Origin of the sequence: Microbacterium sp., from assembly GCF_031179285.1 — a bacterium.
Lineage (GTDB): Bacteria > Actinomycetota > Actinomycetes > Actinomycetales > Microbacteriaceae > Microbacterium.
Window position 1 is genome coordinate 38,287 of the sequence record NZ_JAPSHY010000020.1, and the last position, 17,118, is coordinate 55,404.

A 17,118-nucleotide genomic window follows, 5' to 3' on the forward strand; every position below is an offset into this window, starting at 1 on the left:
TCTCTATGTCGATGGTGCAAGCGCCGCTGCCGACCACGAAGGTGGAGTCCTCCTCCGCCTCCGTGGCCGGCGGCCGACCCCGCCGGGGTCTCAGCATGGTCACGGCGCGGCCGTGGCTGCTGCTCGCCCCGGGCCTGATCATCCTCGCGGTGCTCATGCTCTGGCCGCTGGTGCAGGTGGTCGTGTACTCGCTGCAGGACTACGGCCTGCGCGAGATCAACACCGGTGAGAGCAACTTCATCGGCCTCGACAACTACGTCGAGGCTCTCACCGACTCCACGCTGTGGACGGTCGTCCTGCCGAACACCGTCGGCTTCGCCGCAGTGGCCGTCTTCGTGACGGTCGCCGTCGGCACTCTCGTCGCACTGCTTCTCGCGCGTCTCGGCGTCGTCTGGCGCACCATCGTCTCGAGCTGCATCATGGTCGCCTGGGCGATGCCCGCGGTGACCGGAACGTACGTCTGGACGTTCATCTTCGATGCCGATCGCGGCATCTTCAACTCCGTGCTCCAGGACCTCGGCCTCATCGACGGCTCGGTGAACTGGTTCACGAACCAGTGGACGTTCTACGCCATCGTGCTGCTGAACGTCGTGCACCACGGCTTCCCGTTCGTGGCGATCACCGTGCTCGCGGGCCTGCTCGGCGTCTCGAAGGAGATGCTGGAGGCGGCGGCGCTCGACGGTGCGGGGGCGTGGCGCCGCTTCTGGCAGATCATCTTCCCGACCCTGCGTCCGGTGTTCTCCGTCGTCATCATCCTGTCGACGATCTGGGACTTCAAGGTCTTCGCCCAGGTGTACCTCATGCCCGGCGGTGCCGGGTCCAACCGCACCGTGCTGAACCTCGGCGTGTGGTCGTATGTGGAGTCCTTCGGGCAGAACCGCTACGGGTTCGGTGCGGCGCTCGCCGTGCTGCTGACCCTGGTGCTCATCGTCATCACCATCGTCTACATCCGCTCCCTGATGAAGGAGGACGAGCTTTGAGCACCCGCCGACCACTGCTGTCGCGCATCGGCATCGGCGTGGCCATCGCGGCCGTGCTGATCTTCACGCTGTTCCCGGTGTACTGGATGGTCTCCAGTGCTTTCGACAAGAAGGCGTCCAGCGGCGGTCAGTCGTTCCTGCCCCAGGAGTTCACGTTCGATCACTTCGCCTTCGTCCTCACCGAGGGCGGCTTCGGCACGTTCCTTCGCAACTCCGCCATCGTGGCGCTGGCGACCGTGCTCGTGAGCGCCCTGGTGTGCCTTCTCGCGGCGGTCGCCGTGGCGCGGTTCCGGTTCAAGCTCCGCACCACGGTGCTGATGCTCATCCTCATCGTGCAGATGGTTCCGCTGGAGGCCCTCGTCATCCCGCTGTTCCTTCAGGTGAAGAGCCTCGGCCTGCTCAACAGCATCCTCGGCCTCATCATCGTCTACATCGCCCTCTCACTCGCCTTCGGGATCTGGATGCTGCGCGGATTCGTGCAGGCGGTGCCGGTGGAACTCGAGGAGGCGGCATACATCGACGGCGCGAGCTGGTGGCGCATGTTCCGGTCGATCCTGCTGCCACTGGTGATGCCGGGGCTCGTCGCCACGAGTGTCTTCAGCTTCATCACCGCCTGGAACGAGTTCATCTTCGCCATGACGATGCTGGGCGGGGCCGCCGACCAGTACACGGTCGCGATCGGCCTGAAGTCCTTCTTCGGGCTGCACTCCAACGACTGGGGCAGCATCATGGCGGCATCCACGATCATCACGATCCCCGTCATGATCTTCTTCGTCGTCGTGCAGCGCAAGCTCTCCAGCGGCCTGGTGGCCGGGGCGGTGAAGGGGTGACCGACGAGCTCGAGCGCCTTGCCGCATCGGTGCTCTGGCCCGGCTTCCTCGGCACTGAGGCGCCCGAGTGGCTCCTGGCGGAGCTCCGCGACGGGCTTGCGGGCGTCGTCTACTTCGGTCAGAACATCGGCGAAGGACTGTCGTCGCTCAGCGCCTCCATCCTCGCGGCGAACCCCGACGCGCTGATCGGGATCGACGAGGAGGGCGGCAGCGTCACCCGGCTCGAGTCCGCCACCGGGTCGACCCTCCCGGGAGCCGCCCAGCTCGGCGTGCTCGACGATGTCGCCGCGACACAGGCCACCGGGGCAGAGCTCGCGCGCCGCGTGCGCGCCGTCGGCGCCAACGTGGTCCTCGGCCCTGTGGCCGACGTCAACACCGATCCGCGCAATCCCGTCATCGGCGTGCGATCCTTCGGGTCGGACGAGCGCCTCGTCTCTCGCCACGTGGTCGCCCAGGTCGGCGGCATCCAGCAGGGTGCGGTCGCCGCGTGCGTCAAGCACTTCCCGGGCCACGGGGACACCCACCTCGACTCCCATCACTCGCTGCCCGAGATCGCTCTCGACATCGAGGAGTACGAGCGCGTGCACCTCGCGCCGTTCCGCGCGGCGCTCGAGGCGGGCGTCGCCTGCATCATGACCGCGCACATCGTCGTCCCCGCCTGGGGCGACGAGCCAGCCACCCTCAACCCGCGTGTGCTCGGCATGCTGCGCGAGTGGGGGTTCGACGGCGTCATCATCACCGACGCTCTCGACATGGCGGCGATCCGCGAGACCGTCGGGATCGGGCCGGGAGCGGCGCGAGCACTCGCCGCCGGTGCCGACCTCATCTGCATCGGCAACCCGACCAACCCGGGCATCGCGGCGGCGCCCGATCAGGACCGCAGGGACTATCTCGCCGCCCGCGACGGCATCGTCGCAGCGCTCCGGGACGGCACGCTCGCGCGCGAGCGCATCGCAGAAGCGGCCGCTCGGGTCAGGACGCTCGCCGCGCGGCTGCGCAGCGCGGATTCCGCCCTGCCGCGGGACCCCGCGGGCTACGACCCCGCCGACGTCGTGCGCCGAGCCGTCAGCGTCACCGGTTCCGGCGTCGTGGCGGCATCCGCCCTCGCCGTCGTCGACGCACGCCGTCGCTCGTCGCTCGCCGTCGACAGTGCCGCCGGTTACGTGTCGCGCGCGCTCGCGGACGGCGATCTCGCCGTCCGCCTGGACGTCGAGAGCACCAGCCAGGAGACACAGGACTCGGTGCTCGCCGACGCCATCGCCGCGAACGGCACCACCGTCCTGCTCGTCGACCGCCCGGATGCGGATGCCGGTCAGAGAAAGCTCGTGGAGCGCGCCGCGCTGCGTGATCCCGGTGCGGTGGTGGTCAACGTCGGCCTCGCCGCCCGGCATCCGCTGCCCCTGCCGACGATCGAGGTGGGCGCCGCGAGCCGCGTCGGGGCGCAGGTCGCGCGAGAGAGACTGCTCGGCAGGATCGGCTGACGACAGTGGGCGCCGTCGATGGAGACGTTCTCGCGCTGGTCCGCCGCTCGATCTCGCGCCTGAGCGCAGCGGAGACGAGGGTCGCCGAGACGATCCTCGCCGATCCCACCCTCGTGGTCGACCTCGCCATCAACGACCTCGCCAAGCTCTGCCGGACCTCGCTCTCCACGGTCGCCCGCTTCGCGCAGTCGCTGGGCTTCACCGGCTATCGGGAGCTGCGCGTCGCGGTGGCGCGCACGGTCACGCTCGCCCAGGCGCAGCAGGCGCGATTCAGCCTGGACAGCACCGCGATCGACCCGGAGGACGGGCCATCGGCGATCGCGGCGAAGATCGCAGCGCAAGAGGTGGACGCGATCGAGAAGACCGCGTTCGCTGTCGACGCCGCCGCCCTCGACCGCGTCGCGTTCGCGATCGTCGCCGCCCGCCACATCGACGTGCTCGGCCAGGCGTCGTCGTCGCTGACAGCGCAGGATCTGCAGCAGAAGCTCGCGCGCATCGGATGCTCCGCGACCCATTCGCCGGATCCGCATCTGGCTCTCACCGCGGCATCGCTGCGCACGAAGGGCGATGTCGTGATCGCGATCTCGCACGGCGGAGAGACCGCCGAGACTATCCGTGCCGTCGAGGTGGCACGTGATGCCGGCGCCCTCGCCGTGGCGATCACGAATGCCCCCGAGTCGACGCTCGCACTGGCATCCGACGTGGTGCTGCTCACCCACGCCCGTGAGTCGCCGTTCCGGATGGCGGCGATGTCGAGCCGCATCGCACAGCTGGCGCTGGTCGACATCCTGTTCGTGCGTGTCGTGCAGCATCGGGGAGAGCCGGTGTCGATCCCGCTGCAGCTCACCCACGACGCCGCCGCCGGCCGCTCGCCTCGCTGAGTCCCGCCGTCGGCGGTCAGTACCGCGCTCTGAAAATGATCCCGGCCGGATGCCGGATGCCGGCCGGACGGCCGGTCAGTCGACGTGGTCGCGGGTGCTCGTGAGCGCGCGGGTCGCGATCCGATGGGCTCGGGCGAGGCTGCCGGTGAGGGAGAGGCCGGTGAGCACTCCGGCGAGGAAACCGGCGGCGAAGGCGTCACCGGCACCGATGGTCTCGACGACGTGCGCCTCGAGCGCCTCGCTCTGCGTGCGTTCCGTGCGGTCGAAGGCGGTGGCCCCCGTAGGGCTCGTGACGATGAGGTGTCGTGGCTCGGGGATGAGCTCGCGCAGACGCTGCGGGTCGGCGGTGCCGAAAACGGCCTCGGCGTCTGGACGGGTGCAGAACACCGCGTCGGCTCGATGCGCGTACTCGGCGAGCACGGCCCTTCCCGCCTCCTCGCGGCCGCGCCAGAGCGCGGGGCGCCAGTTCACGTCGAAGCTCAGCAGACGGTCGCCTCGGGTCTCAGCGAACAACGCGTCCTGCGCCGCCTTCGTGCTCGGAGAGAGCGCCGGCGTGATGCCCGAGGTGTGCACCAATGCCGCCTCGTGCAGCAGCGCGGATGCCCGCTCGGCGGTGAGTGTCGCCGGCGACATCGCGGCGGCTGCGGATCCGCCGCGGTAGTAGTGCATCGTGCCGTCGACCGAGCCGTCCGCCAGCGGGGTGAGCTCTTTCACATACAGGCCGGTCGGCGCATCGGGGTCGACCTCGACTGCCGAGTCGTCGACCCCATGACGGCGCAGCTCCGCGGTGAGGAAGCGGCCGAACCCGTCGTCTCCGACCCGGGACACCACCGAGGTGCGAATGCCGGCCGACGCGAGCGCGATGGCTGTGTTCCACTCCGCGCCGGCCAGCGACCGGTGAAACGTCCGGCAATCCTCCAGCGGCGCGGTTGTCGCGGGAACGAGAGCCACCAGACCCTCGCCGAAGCAGACGGCGAGCGCAGGGGAATCGGGCACGATCTGGACACTACCGGATCGGCATGGACGTCACCGGGTCGATACCGGATTGCAACCTCGCAGCATTTGGCATCCGGCGCATCGCTGGGTAGCGTCAGAGGATCACGTGCGGATGCGACGAAGCATCCGGTACGCGCAGAGAAGCGCTCACTCAGGGAAGGTCACCACCATGCACCACACACCCATGCGCCGGCGAGGGCTCCTCGCCGTCAGCGGCGCCGCACTCGCCGCGCTCGTCCTGGCAGGATGCGTCGCCAGCGATCGCGGCGACGACAGCGGTGATGCGGAAGGCGACGTCGACGGCACGTTCGTCTTCGCGGCGTCCTCAGACCCGGCAAGCCTCGACCCCGCCTTCGCCCAGGACGGCGAGACCTTCCGTGTGTCTCGTCAGATGTTCGAGGGCCTCGTGGGCACGGAACCCGGCACAGCCGACCCGGCGCCCCTGCTCGCCGAGGAGTGGGAGTCGTCCGAGGACGGCATGTCGCACACGTTCACGCTGAAGGAGGGCGTCACGTTCCACGACGGCACGCCGTTCAACGCGGAAGCCGTCTGCGCCAACTTCGACCGTTGGTACAACTGGACCGGGCTCGCCGCCTCGGAGGCCTTCGGCTACTACTACAACAAGCTGTACAAGGGTTACGCCTCCAACCCGGCGGATGCCGTGTACAAGTCCTGCACGCCCGACGGCGAGACGTCGGTCACCATCGAGCTGAACAAGCCGTTCGCCGGCTTCATCGCCTCGCTGTCGCTGCCGGCATTCTCGATGCAGAGCCCGTCGGCGATGCAGGAGTTCGGAGCAGACCAGGTCAGCGGCTCGGCCGAGGCGCCGGTGCTCTCGGAGTACGCGATGGGACACCCGGTCGGTACCGGTCCGTACCAGTTCGACGAGTGGGCGCCGGGCGAGCAGGTCACCCTCACGGCGTACCCCGACTACTGGGGTGAGGCCGGTCAGGTCGACGAGATCATCTTCCGCACCATCGATGACCCCACCGCCCGCCGTCAGGCCCTCGAGTCCGGCTCGATCGACGGCTACGACCTGGTCGGTCCCGCCGACACGAAGGCGCTCGAGGACGACGGCTTCACGATGGTCTCCCGCCCGCCGTTCACCATCCTCTACCTCGCGTTCAACCAGGCCGTGCCCGAGCTGCAGGACCCGAAGGTCCGCGAGGCCCTGTCATACGCCATCGACAAGGATGCGCTGATCACGCAGGTCCTGCCGGAGGGCACCGAGAAGGCGACGCAATTCGTGCCGCCCGTCGTCAACGGCTACAACCCCGACGTCACGACGTACGAGTTCGACCCCCAGAAGGCCAAGGACCTCCTCGCCGAGGCCGGATACACCGAGGCCAACCCGCTGAAGCTGACCTTCAACTACCCGGTCAACGTCTCGCGTCCCTACATGCCGGACCCCGAGCAGATCTTCACGGTTCTCTCGACCCAGCTCGCCGAGGTCGGCGTGGAGACCACCCCGGTCTCGGAGGAGTGGGTCGAGTACCTCGATCGCACCACCGGAACGTCGGATCACGGCATCCACCTGCTCGGCTGGACCGGTGACTACAACGACACCGACAACTTCGTCGGCGTGTTCTTCGGCCAGCAGAGCTCCGAGTGGGGCTTCGACAACCCCGAGCTGTTCCAGAAGCTCACCGAGGCGCGTGGTGTGTCGAGCCTCGAGGAGCAGACCCCGCTGTACGAGGAGATCAACGAGGATGTCGCGAAGTTCATCCCCGGCGTCCCGCTCGCGCACCCGGCTCCCACCCTGGCCTTCGACCCGCGGGTCGAGAGCTACCCGGCCAGCCCCGTCAACGACGAGGTCTTCACGGACATCGTCCTGACCAAGTAGGTCCCGACCGACCGAAGTGCCGCTTCCCGGTCCTCGCTCGCGCGAGGACCGGGACGCGGCACGGCACCTGATCAACGGAGACCTCTTGCTGCGCACCATCGGCAGGCGACTGCTGTTCCTCGTCCCCACCCTGATCGGCCTCAGCATCCTGCTGTTCGCCTGGGTCAGGGCTCTGCCCGGCGGTCCGGCCGTCGCCCTCCTCGGCGAGAAGGCGACACCGGACGCCATCGCCAGGGTCAACGAGCTCTACGGATTCAACAAGCCGATCCTGGAGCAGTACTTCATCTGGATCGGACGACTCGTCCAGGGAGACTTCGGCTCCTCGATCCAGACCAACCGCCCGGTGCTGGAGGAGTTCTTCCGGCGCTTTCCCGCAACGCTCGAGCTCAGCGTGATGGCGCTGATCTTCGCGGTCGGCATCGGCATCCCGCTCGGCTACTGGGCCGCCCGCCGGCACGGGAAGTTCACCGATCACGCCTCCGTGGTCCTGAGCCTGGTCGGCATCACGATCCCGGTGTTCTTCCTGGCCTTCATCCTGAAGTACGTCTTCGCGGTCCAGCTCGGCTGGCTGCCGTCGGACGGCAGGCAGAACCCCCGGATCGATGCCACCCATCCCACCGGCTTCTACGTGTGGGACGGCATCATCACCGGCGAGTTCGACGCGTCGTGGGATGCCATCCTGCACCTCATCCTGCCCGCGCTGGCACTGGGCACCATCCCGCTCGCGATCATCGTGCGCATCACCAGGGCGAGCGTCCTCGAGGTGCAGAACGCCGACTACGTGCGCACCGGACGCGCCAAGGGGGTCGCCGGCTCCACTCTGCGCAGCCGCTTCATCCTCCGAAACGCCATGCTGCCGGTGATCACCACCATCGGTCTGCAGACCGGACTGCTGATCTCCGGGGCGGTGCTCACCGAGACGGTGTTCGCCTTCCCCGGCATCGGATCGTTCCTCGCCCGCGCCATCTTCACCCGAGACTTCCCGGTGCTGCAGGGCTTCATCATCTTCATCGCGATCGCCTACGCCCTGATCAACCTCGCCGTCGACGTCTCGTACAGCTTCATCGATCCGAGAGTGAGAGTGCAGTGATGGCCCGATCGACCGCTCGAAAGGAGGTCGCGTCATGAGCGTCGCGCTCCCACCCGCACAGGGCGGCGAGATCATCGACACCGTCGCGATCGCACAGGCCGACCTGAAGGACGGCTCCGGCGGCTTCTGGCGCGACGTCTTCCGCCGGCTGCGCCGCAACCCCACCGCGTGGATCGGCGCCGGCATCGTGCTGGCCTTCCTGCTGATCGCAGCTCTCGCCCCGATCCTCGCCCCGTATCCCGAGACGGCGCTTCCGGGCGCCGAGTTCATCACGCCGACCGACATCCCGGGCCCGGGTGAACTCTCGCAGTTCCCGCTGGGCCTTGACCGCTTCGGCGGTGACGTGCTCTCGAAGCTCATCTGGGGTGCTCAGGCGTCGCTCATGGTCGGCGTCATCTCCACCGCCCTCGGACTCGCGGGCGGCATGATCCTGGGACTTCTCGCCGGCACTTTCGGCGGCTGGGTCGACACCATCATCATGCGCATCGTCGACATCATCCTGTCGGTGCCGAACCTGCTGCTCGCCGTGTCGATCGCCGCCATCCTCGGGCAGACGCCGTACGCGGTGATGTTCGCGATCGGCGCCTCGCAGGTGCCGATCTTCGCGCGACTGCTGCGGGCATCGATGCTGCAGCAGCGCTCCAGCGACTACGTGCTCTCGGCACAGACCCTCGGCCTCGGCCGCGGGCAGATCACGATGTCGCATGTGCTGCCCAACGCCATCGGCCCGGTGATCGTCCAGGGCACGCTGACCCTCGCCACCGCCGTGATCGACGCCGCCGCGCTGTCGTTCCTCGGCCTCGGCGGTGGCCGCCCGGAGACGGCGGAGTGGGGGCGGATGCTCACCTATGCACAGGCCGAGCTGGCGATCGCGCCCTGGCTCGCCTTCCTCCCCGGAATCTGCATCGCGGTCACCGCGCTGGGCTTCACCCTGTTCGGCGAGGCGCTCCGCGAGGCCATGGACCCGAGAACGAGGGCGCGATGAGCGCCGCGAAGGAGAATCAGATGACGGGTGCTCCATTGCTCTCGGTCGAGGGACTGGCCGTGGACTTCGCGACCATGGACGGCGTCGTGCATGCCGTGGAGGGCGTCGATCTCGAGATCGCCGCGGGCGAGACCGTCGCGATCGTGGGGGAGTCCGGCTCGGGCAAGTCGACCACGGCCATGGCCATCATCGGCCTGCTCGCCGGCAGCGGAAAGGTCGCCGCCGGCAGCATCCGCCTGGACGGACGCGAGATCACCCGCGCGTCGGAGCACGAGATGCGGATGATCCGCGGCCGCGACATCGGACTCGTGCCGCAGGACCCGATGTCGAACCTCAACCCGGTCGCGAAGATCGGTACCCAGGTGGCCGAGACGCTGCTCGCCCACGGGCTGGCGAACCGCCAGAACGTGCAGGCCCAAGTCGTCGAAGCGCTCACCGCCGCGGGGCTGCCCGATCCGGCACGTCGTGCCAAGCAGTATCCGCACGAGTTCTCCGGCGGAATGCGCCAGCGCGCGCTGATCGCCATCGGCCTCGCCTGCAAACCGCGGCTGCTCATCGCCGACGAGCCGACGAGCGCTCTCGATGTCACGGTGCAGCAGACGATCCTCGACCAGATCGGGGCGATGACCCGCGAGCTCGGCACCGCCGTGCTGCTCATCACGCACGACCTGGGCCTGGCCGCTGAGCGCGCCGAGCGCGTCGTGGTGATGCACCGGGGCCGCGTCGTGGAGCAGGGACCGGCGGTGCAGATCCTCGAAGACCCCCAGCATCCGTACACCCAGTCGCTGGTTCAGGCGGCGCCCTCGGTCGCGGTGGCGCGCCTACGACCTGAGGCGTTCCGCAACGAGGACCGGCCGGTGCCGGAGACAGTCGACGCCCCCGAACCCGACGCCCCTGTCGACCACATCGTCGAGTTCGAGAATCTCACCAAGGTGTATCCGATCCGCGGGCGCGGCGAGGACTTCGTGGCCGTGAACGACGTGTCGCTGTCGATCCCGCGCGGCGAGACGGTCGCGATCGTGGGGGAGTCGGGGTCGGGCAAGACCACGACCGCCCGGATGCTGCTGAAGCTGATCGAGCCGACCAAGGGGCTCATCCGCTACGAGGGCAAGGACATCGCCTCCCTCAGCAGGGCCGAGACCAGGGAGTTCCGGCAGAAGGTGCAGCCGATCTTCCAGGATCCGTACTCCAGCCTGAATCCGATGTTCACCATCGAGAGGCTGATCGGCGAGCCGCTGGACTTCTACAAGCGGGGAAGCAGTGCGGATCGGCGAAAGCGCGTGCGACAGCTCCTCGACGACGTCGCTCTTCCGCAGTCGATGCTGCGCCGGTATCCGTCAGAGCTCTCCGGCGGCCAGCGGCAGCGCATCGCGATCGCGCGGGCGCTCGCCCTCTCACCCGAGCTGATCGTGTGCGACGAGCCGGTGTCGGCACTCGATGTGCTCGTGCAGGATCAGATCCTGAAACTGCTGAGCGACCTGCAGTCCGAGTACGGGCTGTCGTATCTGTTCATCTCGCACGATCTCGCCGTCGTGCGGCTGATCAGCGACTACGTGTGCGTGATGAAGGACGGAGCGCTGGTGGAAGCGGCATCCTCCGAGGAGATCTTCACCAACCCGCGCGACCCGTACACGCGCCGGCTGCTCGCCTCGATTCCGGGCAACGAGCTGAACATCGCCTCCTGAGCATCGGATGCTTTTACCGCAGGCTTCGACGAAGGTCAAGGACTTGGCTTGCCCTGTCGTGGATTCGTGCGTATAGTAGGTAGTTGCGCTCGCTTCTCCCTGCCCTCATATGGTGGTCGGCAGCTGTTGAGCATTCGACCGCGCAACTCCACCTGACGACAAAGGAATCGAGAAGCCCTGCGGGGCTCACGGAGGTTATTCCCTTGGCTGCTGCTCGCAACGCATCCACATCCACCACCACCAAGAACGGACGCGGAGCATCCCGTCTTTCGTTCGCCAAAATCTCCGACACGCTGACGGTCCCCGACCTTCTCGCCCTGCAGACCGAGTCCTTCGGCTGGCTCGTCGGGAACGAGGCCTGGAAGGCTCGCGTCGAGGAGGCCAGGAAGGCCGGCCGCACCGACGTCAACGAGATCTCGGGTCTCGGCGAGATCTTCGAGGAGATCTCCCCGATCGAGGACCTCGGCGAGACGATGCAGCTGTCGTTCACGAACCCGTACCTCGAGCCGGAGAAGTACTCGATCGAGGAGTGCAAGGAGCGCGGCAAGACCTACGCCGCTCCTCTCTACGTCGAGGCCGAGTTCATGAACCACCTCACCGGTGAGATCAAGACTCAGACCGTCTTCATGGGCGACTTCCCGCTGCAGACCGACAAGGGAACGTTCATCATCAACGGCTCCGAGCGCGTCGTCGTCTCGCAGCTGGTGCGTTCACCCGGTGTGTACTTCGACAAGACGCCGGACAAGACCAGCGACAAGGACATCGTCTCCGCTCGCGTGATCCCGAGCCGTGGTGCATGGCTCGAGTTCGAGATCGACAAGCGCGACCAGGTGGGCGTGCGCATCGACCGCAAGCGCAAGCAGTCGGTCACGGTCTTCCTGAAGGCGCTGGGCATGACCAGCGAGGAGATCCTCGCCGAGTTCGCCGGCTTCCCCTCGATCGAGGAGACCCTGGCGAAGGACACCATCGTCACGAAGGAAGATGCGCTCCGCGACATCTACCGCAAGCTCCGTCCGGGCGAGCAGGTCGCCGCTGAGGCCGCCCGCGCGCTGCTGGACAACTTCTACTTCAACTCCAAGCGCTACGACCTGGCCAAGGTCGGTCGCTACAAGATCAACCAGAAGCTCGGTCTCGACCAGCCGCTGAACTCGTCGGTCCTGACCGTCGAGGACATCGTCGCGACGATCAAGTACCTGGTGCGCCTGCACGCCGGCGTCGAGACGTTCGAGGGCATCCGCTCGGGCAAGAAGGCCGAGATCCGTCTCGCGACCGACGACATCGACAACTTCGGTAACCGTCGCATCCGCGCGGTGGGCGAGCTGATCCAGAACCAGGTCCGCACCGGTCTGTCCCGCATGGAGCGCGTCGTCCGCGAGCGCATGACCACGCAGGACATCGAGGCCATCACGCCGCAGACCCTGATCAACGTGCGCCCCGTCGTCGCCGCGATCAAGGAGTTCTTCGGAACCTCGCAGCTGTCGCAGTTCATGGACCAGAACAACCCGCTCGCGGGTCTGACCAACAAGCGCCGTCTGTCGGCGCTCGGCCCCGGCGGTCTCTCGCGTGACCGTGCCGGTGTCGAGGTCCGTGACGTCCACCCGTCGCACTACGGCCGCATGTGCCCGATCGAGACCCCGGAAGGCCCGAACATCGGCCTGATCGGTGCCCTCGCGACGTTCGCGCGCATCAACTCCTTCGGCTTCATCGAGACGCCGTACCGCCGGGTCGTGAACGGTCAGGTCACCGACCAGATCGACTACCTGACGGCATCCGAGGAGAACGACTTCATCGTCGCTCAGGCCAACGCTCCGCTGAAGAAGGACGGTCGCTTCCGCGAGGACCGCGTCCTCGCACGCCGCCCCGGTGGCGAGGTCGACCTGTTCCACCCGGACGAGGTCGGCTACATGGACGTCTCGCCGCGCCAGATGGTGTCGGTCGCGACCTCGCTCGTGCCCTTCCTCGAGCACGACGATGCACAGCGCGCGCTCATGGGCGCCAACATGCAGCGTCAGGCCGTGCCGCTGCTGCGCAGCGACTCGCCGCTCGTCGGAACCGGTATGGAGGGGTACACCGCCATCGACTCCGGTGACGTGCTCACCGCCGAGAAGGCCGGTGTCGTCACCGAGGTCTCCGCGGACCGCGTCGTCGTCATGCTCGACGAGGGCGGCACCCAGGAGTACCACCTGCGCAAGTTCGACCGCTCCAACCAGGGCACGTCGTACAACCAGAAGGTCGTCGTCTCCGAGGGCGAGCGGGTCGAGGTGGGCGAGGTCATCGCCGACGGACCCGCCACCCAGGATGGCGAACTGGCGCTCGGGAAGAACCTCCTCGTCGCGTTCATGACGTGGGAGGGCTACAACTTCGAGGACGCCATCATCCTCAGCCAGGACCTCGTGAAGGACGACACCCTCTCCTCGATCCACATCGAGGAGTACGAGGTCGACGCCCGCGACACGAAGCTCGGCAAGGAGGAGATCACCCGTGACCTCCCCAACGTCAGCCCTGAGCTGCTGAAGGACCTCGACGAGCGCGGCATCATCCGCATCGGCGCCGAGGTCCGCCCCGGCGACATCCTCGTCGGCAAGGTCACGCCGAAGGGTGAGACCGAGCTGTCGGCCGAGGAGCGTCTGCTCCGCGCGATCTTCAACGAGAAGAGCCGCGAGGTCCGCGACACGTCCCTGAAGGTGCCTCACGGCGAGCAGGGAACGATCATCGCGGTCAAGGAGTTCAACGCCGAGGACGGCGACGACGAGCTCGGCTCCGGCGTCAACCGCCGCGTCGTGGTCTACATCGCCCAGAAGCGCAAGATCACCGAGGGTGACAAGCTCGCCGGCCGCCACGGCAACAAGGGTGTCATCGCGAAGATCCTCCCGATCGAGGACATGCCGTTCCTTTCGGACGGCACCCCGGTCGACATCGTGCTCAACCCGCTCGGCATCCCTGGCCGCATGAACTTCGGTCAGGTGCTGGAGACCCACCTCGGGTGGATCGCCAAGCAGGGCTGGAAGGTCGAGGGAAACCCCGAGTGGGCGGCGAAGCTGCCTCAGGAGGCCTTCGAGGCGGCTCCCGGCACCAAGGTCGCCACCCCGGTGTTCGACGGTGCGAGCGAGGAGGAGATCGCAGGTCTTCTCGACTCGACGCTGCCGACCCGCGACGGCGTGCGCCTGGTGGACTCGACCGGAAAGACGCAGCTGTTCGACGGCCGCTCCGGCGAGCCGTTCCCGGCGCCGATCTCGGTGGGCTACATGTACATCCTGAAGCTGCACCACCTGGTCGACGACAAGATCCACGCCCGTTCGACCGGTCCGTACTCGATGATCACCCAGCAGCCGCTCGGTGGTAAGGCGCAGTTCGGTGGCCAGCGCTTCGGTGAGATGGAGGTGTGGGCCCTCGAGGCCTACGGCGCCGCGTACGCCCTGCAGGAGCTCCTCACGATCAAGTCGGACGACATTCTCGGCCGCGTCAAGGTCTACGAGGCGATCGTCAAGGGCGAGAACATCCAGGAGCCCGGCATCCCGGAATCGTTCAAGGTGCTCATGAAGGAGATGCAGTCGCTCTGCCTGAACGTCGAGGTCCTCTCGGCCGACGGCACCGCGGTGAACCTCCGCGACACCGACGACGAGGCCTTCCGCGCAGCGGAGGAGCTCGGAATCAACATCTCCAGCCGCTTCGAGGCCGCCTCGATCGACGAGATCTAACCCTTCGGCGGGCTCGGCTCTCTGAGCCCGCCGAAGCCAGACTTCTCAAAAGAATTCCGACACAGGAGAACTAGTGCTCGACGCAACAACCTTCGATGAGCTTCGCATCGGCCTGGCCACCGCTGATCACATCCGCGCGTGGTCATACGGCGAGGTCAAGAAGCCTGAGACCATCAACTACCGCACACTGAAGCCGGAGAAGGACGGCCTCTTCGGTGAGCAGATCTTCGGCCCCTCCCGCGACTGGGAGTGCGCCTGCGGCAAGTACAAGCGTGTCCGCTTCAAGGGCATCGTCTGCGAGCGCTGCGGCGTGGAGGTCACCAAGAGCTCCGTCCGTCGTGAGCGCATGGGCCACATCGAGCTCGCCGCCCCCGTCACCCACATCTGGTACTTCAAGGGTGTGCCGTCGCGACTGGGTTACCTGCTCGACATGGCGCCGAAGGACCTCGAGAAGGTCATCTACTTCGCCGCCTACATGGTCATCTCGGTCGACGAGGATGCTCGTCACCGAGACCTGGGCACCCAGGAGAACAACATCCGTCTCGAGCTGAAGACGCTCGGCGACCGTCGCGACGCGAAGATCGCTGAGCGCCTGTCGCGCCTGGAGGAGGAGCTCGCTGCCCTCGAGGCCGAGGGTGCCAAGGCCGACGCCAAGAAGAAGGTCAAGGACGCCGCCGAGAAGGAGATGTCGCTCATCCGCAAGGGTGCAGACGACCAGATCGCCAAGCTCGAGCGCGTCTGGGAGGACTTCCGCACCCTCGAGGTCGGTGCCCTCCGTCCTGAGGATGACGTCTTCCACGAGTTGCAGGACCGTTTCGGACAGTACTTCGAGGCCTACATGGGCGCGGAGTCGATCCAGCGTCGCCTCGCCGCCTTCGACCTGAAGGCCGAGGCCGAGAACCTGCACCTGCAGATCTCCGAGGGCAAGGGTCAGCGCAAGATTCGCGCGATCAAGCGCCTGAAGGTCGTCAACTCGTTCCTGGAGACCGGCATGAGCCCGGCCGCCATGGTGCTCGACGTCGTCCCGGTGATCCCGCCGGAGCTGCGCCCGATGGTGCAGCTCGACGGTGGTCGCTTCGCGACCAGCGACCTCAACGACCTCTACCGTCGTGTGATCAACCGCAACAACCGCCTTCGTCGTCTGATCGACCTCGGTGCCCCCGAGATCATCGTCAACAACGAGAAGCGGATGCTGCAGGAGGCCGTCGACGCACTGTTCGACAACGGCCGCCGCGGTCGCCCCGTCACCGGTACCGGAAACCGCGCGCTGAAGTCCCTGAGCGACATGCTCAAGGGAAAGCAGGGTCGTTTCCGCCAGAACCTGCTCGGCAAGCGCGTCGACTACTCGGGCCGTTCGGTCATCGTCGTCGGCCCGCAGCTGAAGCTGCACCAGTGCGGCCTTCCGAAGCAGATGGCTCTCGAGCTGTTCAAGCCGTTCGTGATCAAGCGCCTGATCGATCTCGGTCACTCGCAGAACATCAAGGCGGCCAAGCGCGCCGTCGAGCGCACCCGTCCCGAGGTCTGGGACGTGCTCGAGGAGATCATCCGCGAGCGTCCGGTGCTGCTCAACCGTGCACCCACGCTTCACCGTCTCGGCATCCAGGCCTTCGAGCCGCAGCTCGTCGAGGGTAAGGCCATCCAGCTGCACCCGCTCGTCTGCGCGGCGTTCAACGCCGACTTCGACGGTGACCAGATGGCTGTGCACCTGCCGCTGTCGGTCGAGGCTCAGGCCGAGGCCCGCGTGCTGATGCTCGCCTCGAACAACATCCTGAAGCCGTCGGACGGCCGTCCGGTCACCCTGCCCTCGCAGGACATGATCATCGGTCTTCACCACCTGACCACGGTCAAGGAGGGTGCGAAGGGCGAAGGCCGCGCGTTCGGCTCTGTCTCCGAGGCGATCCTGGCGAAGGACGAGGGCACCCTCGACCTGCAGGCCAAGGTCCGCATCCGCATTCCGGGACTCACGTTCCTCGAAGGCGAAGCCCCCGACGGCTACGAGCGTCACGGCCTTGTGGACGCCTCGCTCGGTCAGGCGATCTTCAACGACACCCTCCCGAAGGGCTACCCGTTCGTTCGCGAGCAGGCAGACAAGGGCAAGCTGTCGCAGATCGTCAACAAGCTGGCCGAGGAGTACCCGAAGACCGAGACCGCGGCGACGCTGGACCGCATCAAGGATGCCGGTTTCTACTGGGCCACGCGCTCGGGTGTGACCGTCGCCCTCAGCGACATCCTCACCCCGCCGAACAAGGCGGAGATCGTCGCCGGCTACGAGAAGCAGGCCGCGAAGGTCCAGTCCCAGTACGAGAAGGGTCTCACCACCGACGCCGAGCGTCGTCAGGAGCTCATCAAGATCTGGACCGAGGCGACCGACGAGGTGCAGACCGCGATGCGGGCGCACTTCCCCGAGGACAACACCATCAACCGCATGGTGACCTCCGGTGCTCGTGGTAACTGGCTGCAGATCCGGAACATCGCCGGTATGCGAGGCCTGGTGAACAACCCCAAGGGTGAGATCATCCCGCGTCCGATCATCTCCTCGTACCGCGAGGGTCTGTCGGTGGCGGAGTACTTCATCGCGACGCACGGTACCCGTAAGGGTCTGGCCGACACCGCTCTGCGTACCGCCGACTCGGGTTACCTGACCCGTCG

General features: G+C 67.2%; 11 protein-coding genes. 10 read left to right on the forward strand and 1 reads right to left on the reverse strand.

Annotation, left to right across the window (positions count from 1 at the left end; genetic code table 11):
- Positions 1 to 5 precede the first annotated feature (5 nt).
- From RIN18_RS12745 to RIN18_RS12760, 4 genes are read left to right on the forward strand one after another with little or no spacing between them, the layout of a single operon-like run.
- The gene (locus RIN18_RS12745) at positions 6 to 980 is read left to right on the forward strand and encodes a sugar ABC transporter permease (protein WP_309104354.1); all 975 of its coding nucleotides are present in this window, start codon (positions 6 to 8) and stop codon (positions 978 to 980) included.
- On the forward strand, positions 977 to 1,810 hold the full coding sequence (locus tag RIN18_RS12750) for a carbohydrate ABC transporter permease (RefSeq protein WP_309104355.1): 834 nt from the start codon (positions 977 to 979) through the stop codon (positions 1,808 to 1,810). The genes RIN18_RS12745 and RIN18_RS12750 overlap by 4 nt, the downstream gene beginning before the upstream one ends.
- The gene (locus RIN18_RS12755) at positions 1,807 to 3,291 is read left to right on the forward strand and encodes a glycoside hydrolase family 3 N-terminal domain-containing protein (protein WP_309104356.1); all 1,485 of its coding nucleotides are present in this window, start codon (positions 1,807 to 1,809) and stop codon (positions 3,289 to 3,291) included. The genes RIN18_RS12750 and RIN18_RS12755 overlap by 4 nt, the downstream gene beginning before the upstream one ends.
- A gap of 5 nt (positions 3,292 to 3,296) precedes the next feature.
- Entirely contained in the window at positions 3,297 to 4,172 is an 876-nt protein-coding gene (locus RIN18_RS12760; protein WP_309104357.1) for a MurR/RpiR family transcriptional regulator, read from the forward strand.
- 75 nt (positions 4,173 to 4,247) lie between these two features.
- Here RIN18_RS12760 and RIN18_RS12765 read toward each other — a convergent pair whose 3' ends face one another.
- Positions 4,248 to 5,168 carry a sugar kinase gene (locus RIN18_RS12765; protein WP_309104358.1) on the reverse strand — a complete coding sequence of 307 codons (921 nt, stop codon included), beginning with the start codon at positions 5,166 to 5,168 and terminating at the stop codon, positions 4,248 to 4,250.
- 169 nt (positions 5,169 to 5,337) lie between these two features.
- Here RIN18_RS12765 and RIN18_RS12770 point away from each other — a divergent pair, with 169 nt between their 5' ends.
- The 6 genes from RIN18_RS12770 to rpoC all read left to right on the forward strand — a co-directional run.
- Positions 5,338 to 7,011 (forward strand): ABC transporter substrate-binding protein, encoded by a 1,674-nt coding sequence (locus RIN18_RS12770; protein WP_309104359.1) that lies wholly within the window; start codon positions 5,338 to 5,340, stop codon positions 7,009 to 7,011.
- 85 nt (positions 7,012 to 7,096) lie between these two features.
- The gene (locus RIN18_RS12775) at positions 7,097 to 8,101 is read left to right on the forward strand and encodes an ABC transporter permease (RefSeq protein WP_309104360.1); all 1,005 of its coding nucleotides are present in this window, start codon (positions 7,097 to 7,099) and stop codon (positions 8,099 to 8,101) included.
- Positions 8,102 to 8,135: 34 nt separating this feature from the next.
- A complete protein-coding gene (locus tag RIN18_RS12780) occupies positions 8,136 to 9,086 on the forward strand; it encodes an ABC transporter permease (RefSeq protein ID WP_309104361.1) in 951 nt (316 codons plus the stop codon).
- Positions 9,083 to 10,771 carry an ABC transporter ATP-binding protein gene (locus RIN18_RS12785; protein ID WP_309104362.1) on the forward strand — a complete coding sequence of 563 codons (1,689 nt, stop codon included), beginning with the start codon at positions 9,083 to 9,085 and terminating at the stop codon, positions 10,769 to 10,771. Before RIN18_RS12780 ends, RIN18_RS12785 begins: the two co-directional genes overlap by 4 nt.
- Before the next feature lie 203 nt (positions 10,772 to 10,974).
- Positions 10,975 to 14,469 (forward strand): DNA-directed RNA polymerase subunit beta, encoded by a 3,495-nt coding sequence (locus tag RIN18_RS12790; protein ID WP_309104363.1) that lies wholly within the window; start codon positions 10,975 to 10,977, stop codon positions 14,467 to 14,469.
- Between the two features lie 73 nt (positions 14,470 to 14,542).
- On the forward strand, positions 14,543 to 17,118 hold a 2,576-nt coding region (gene rpoC / locus RIN18_RS12795), incomplete at its 3' end, for a DNA-directed RNA polymerase subunit beta' (RefSeq protein WP_309104364.1).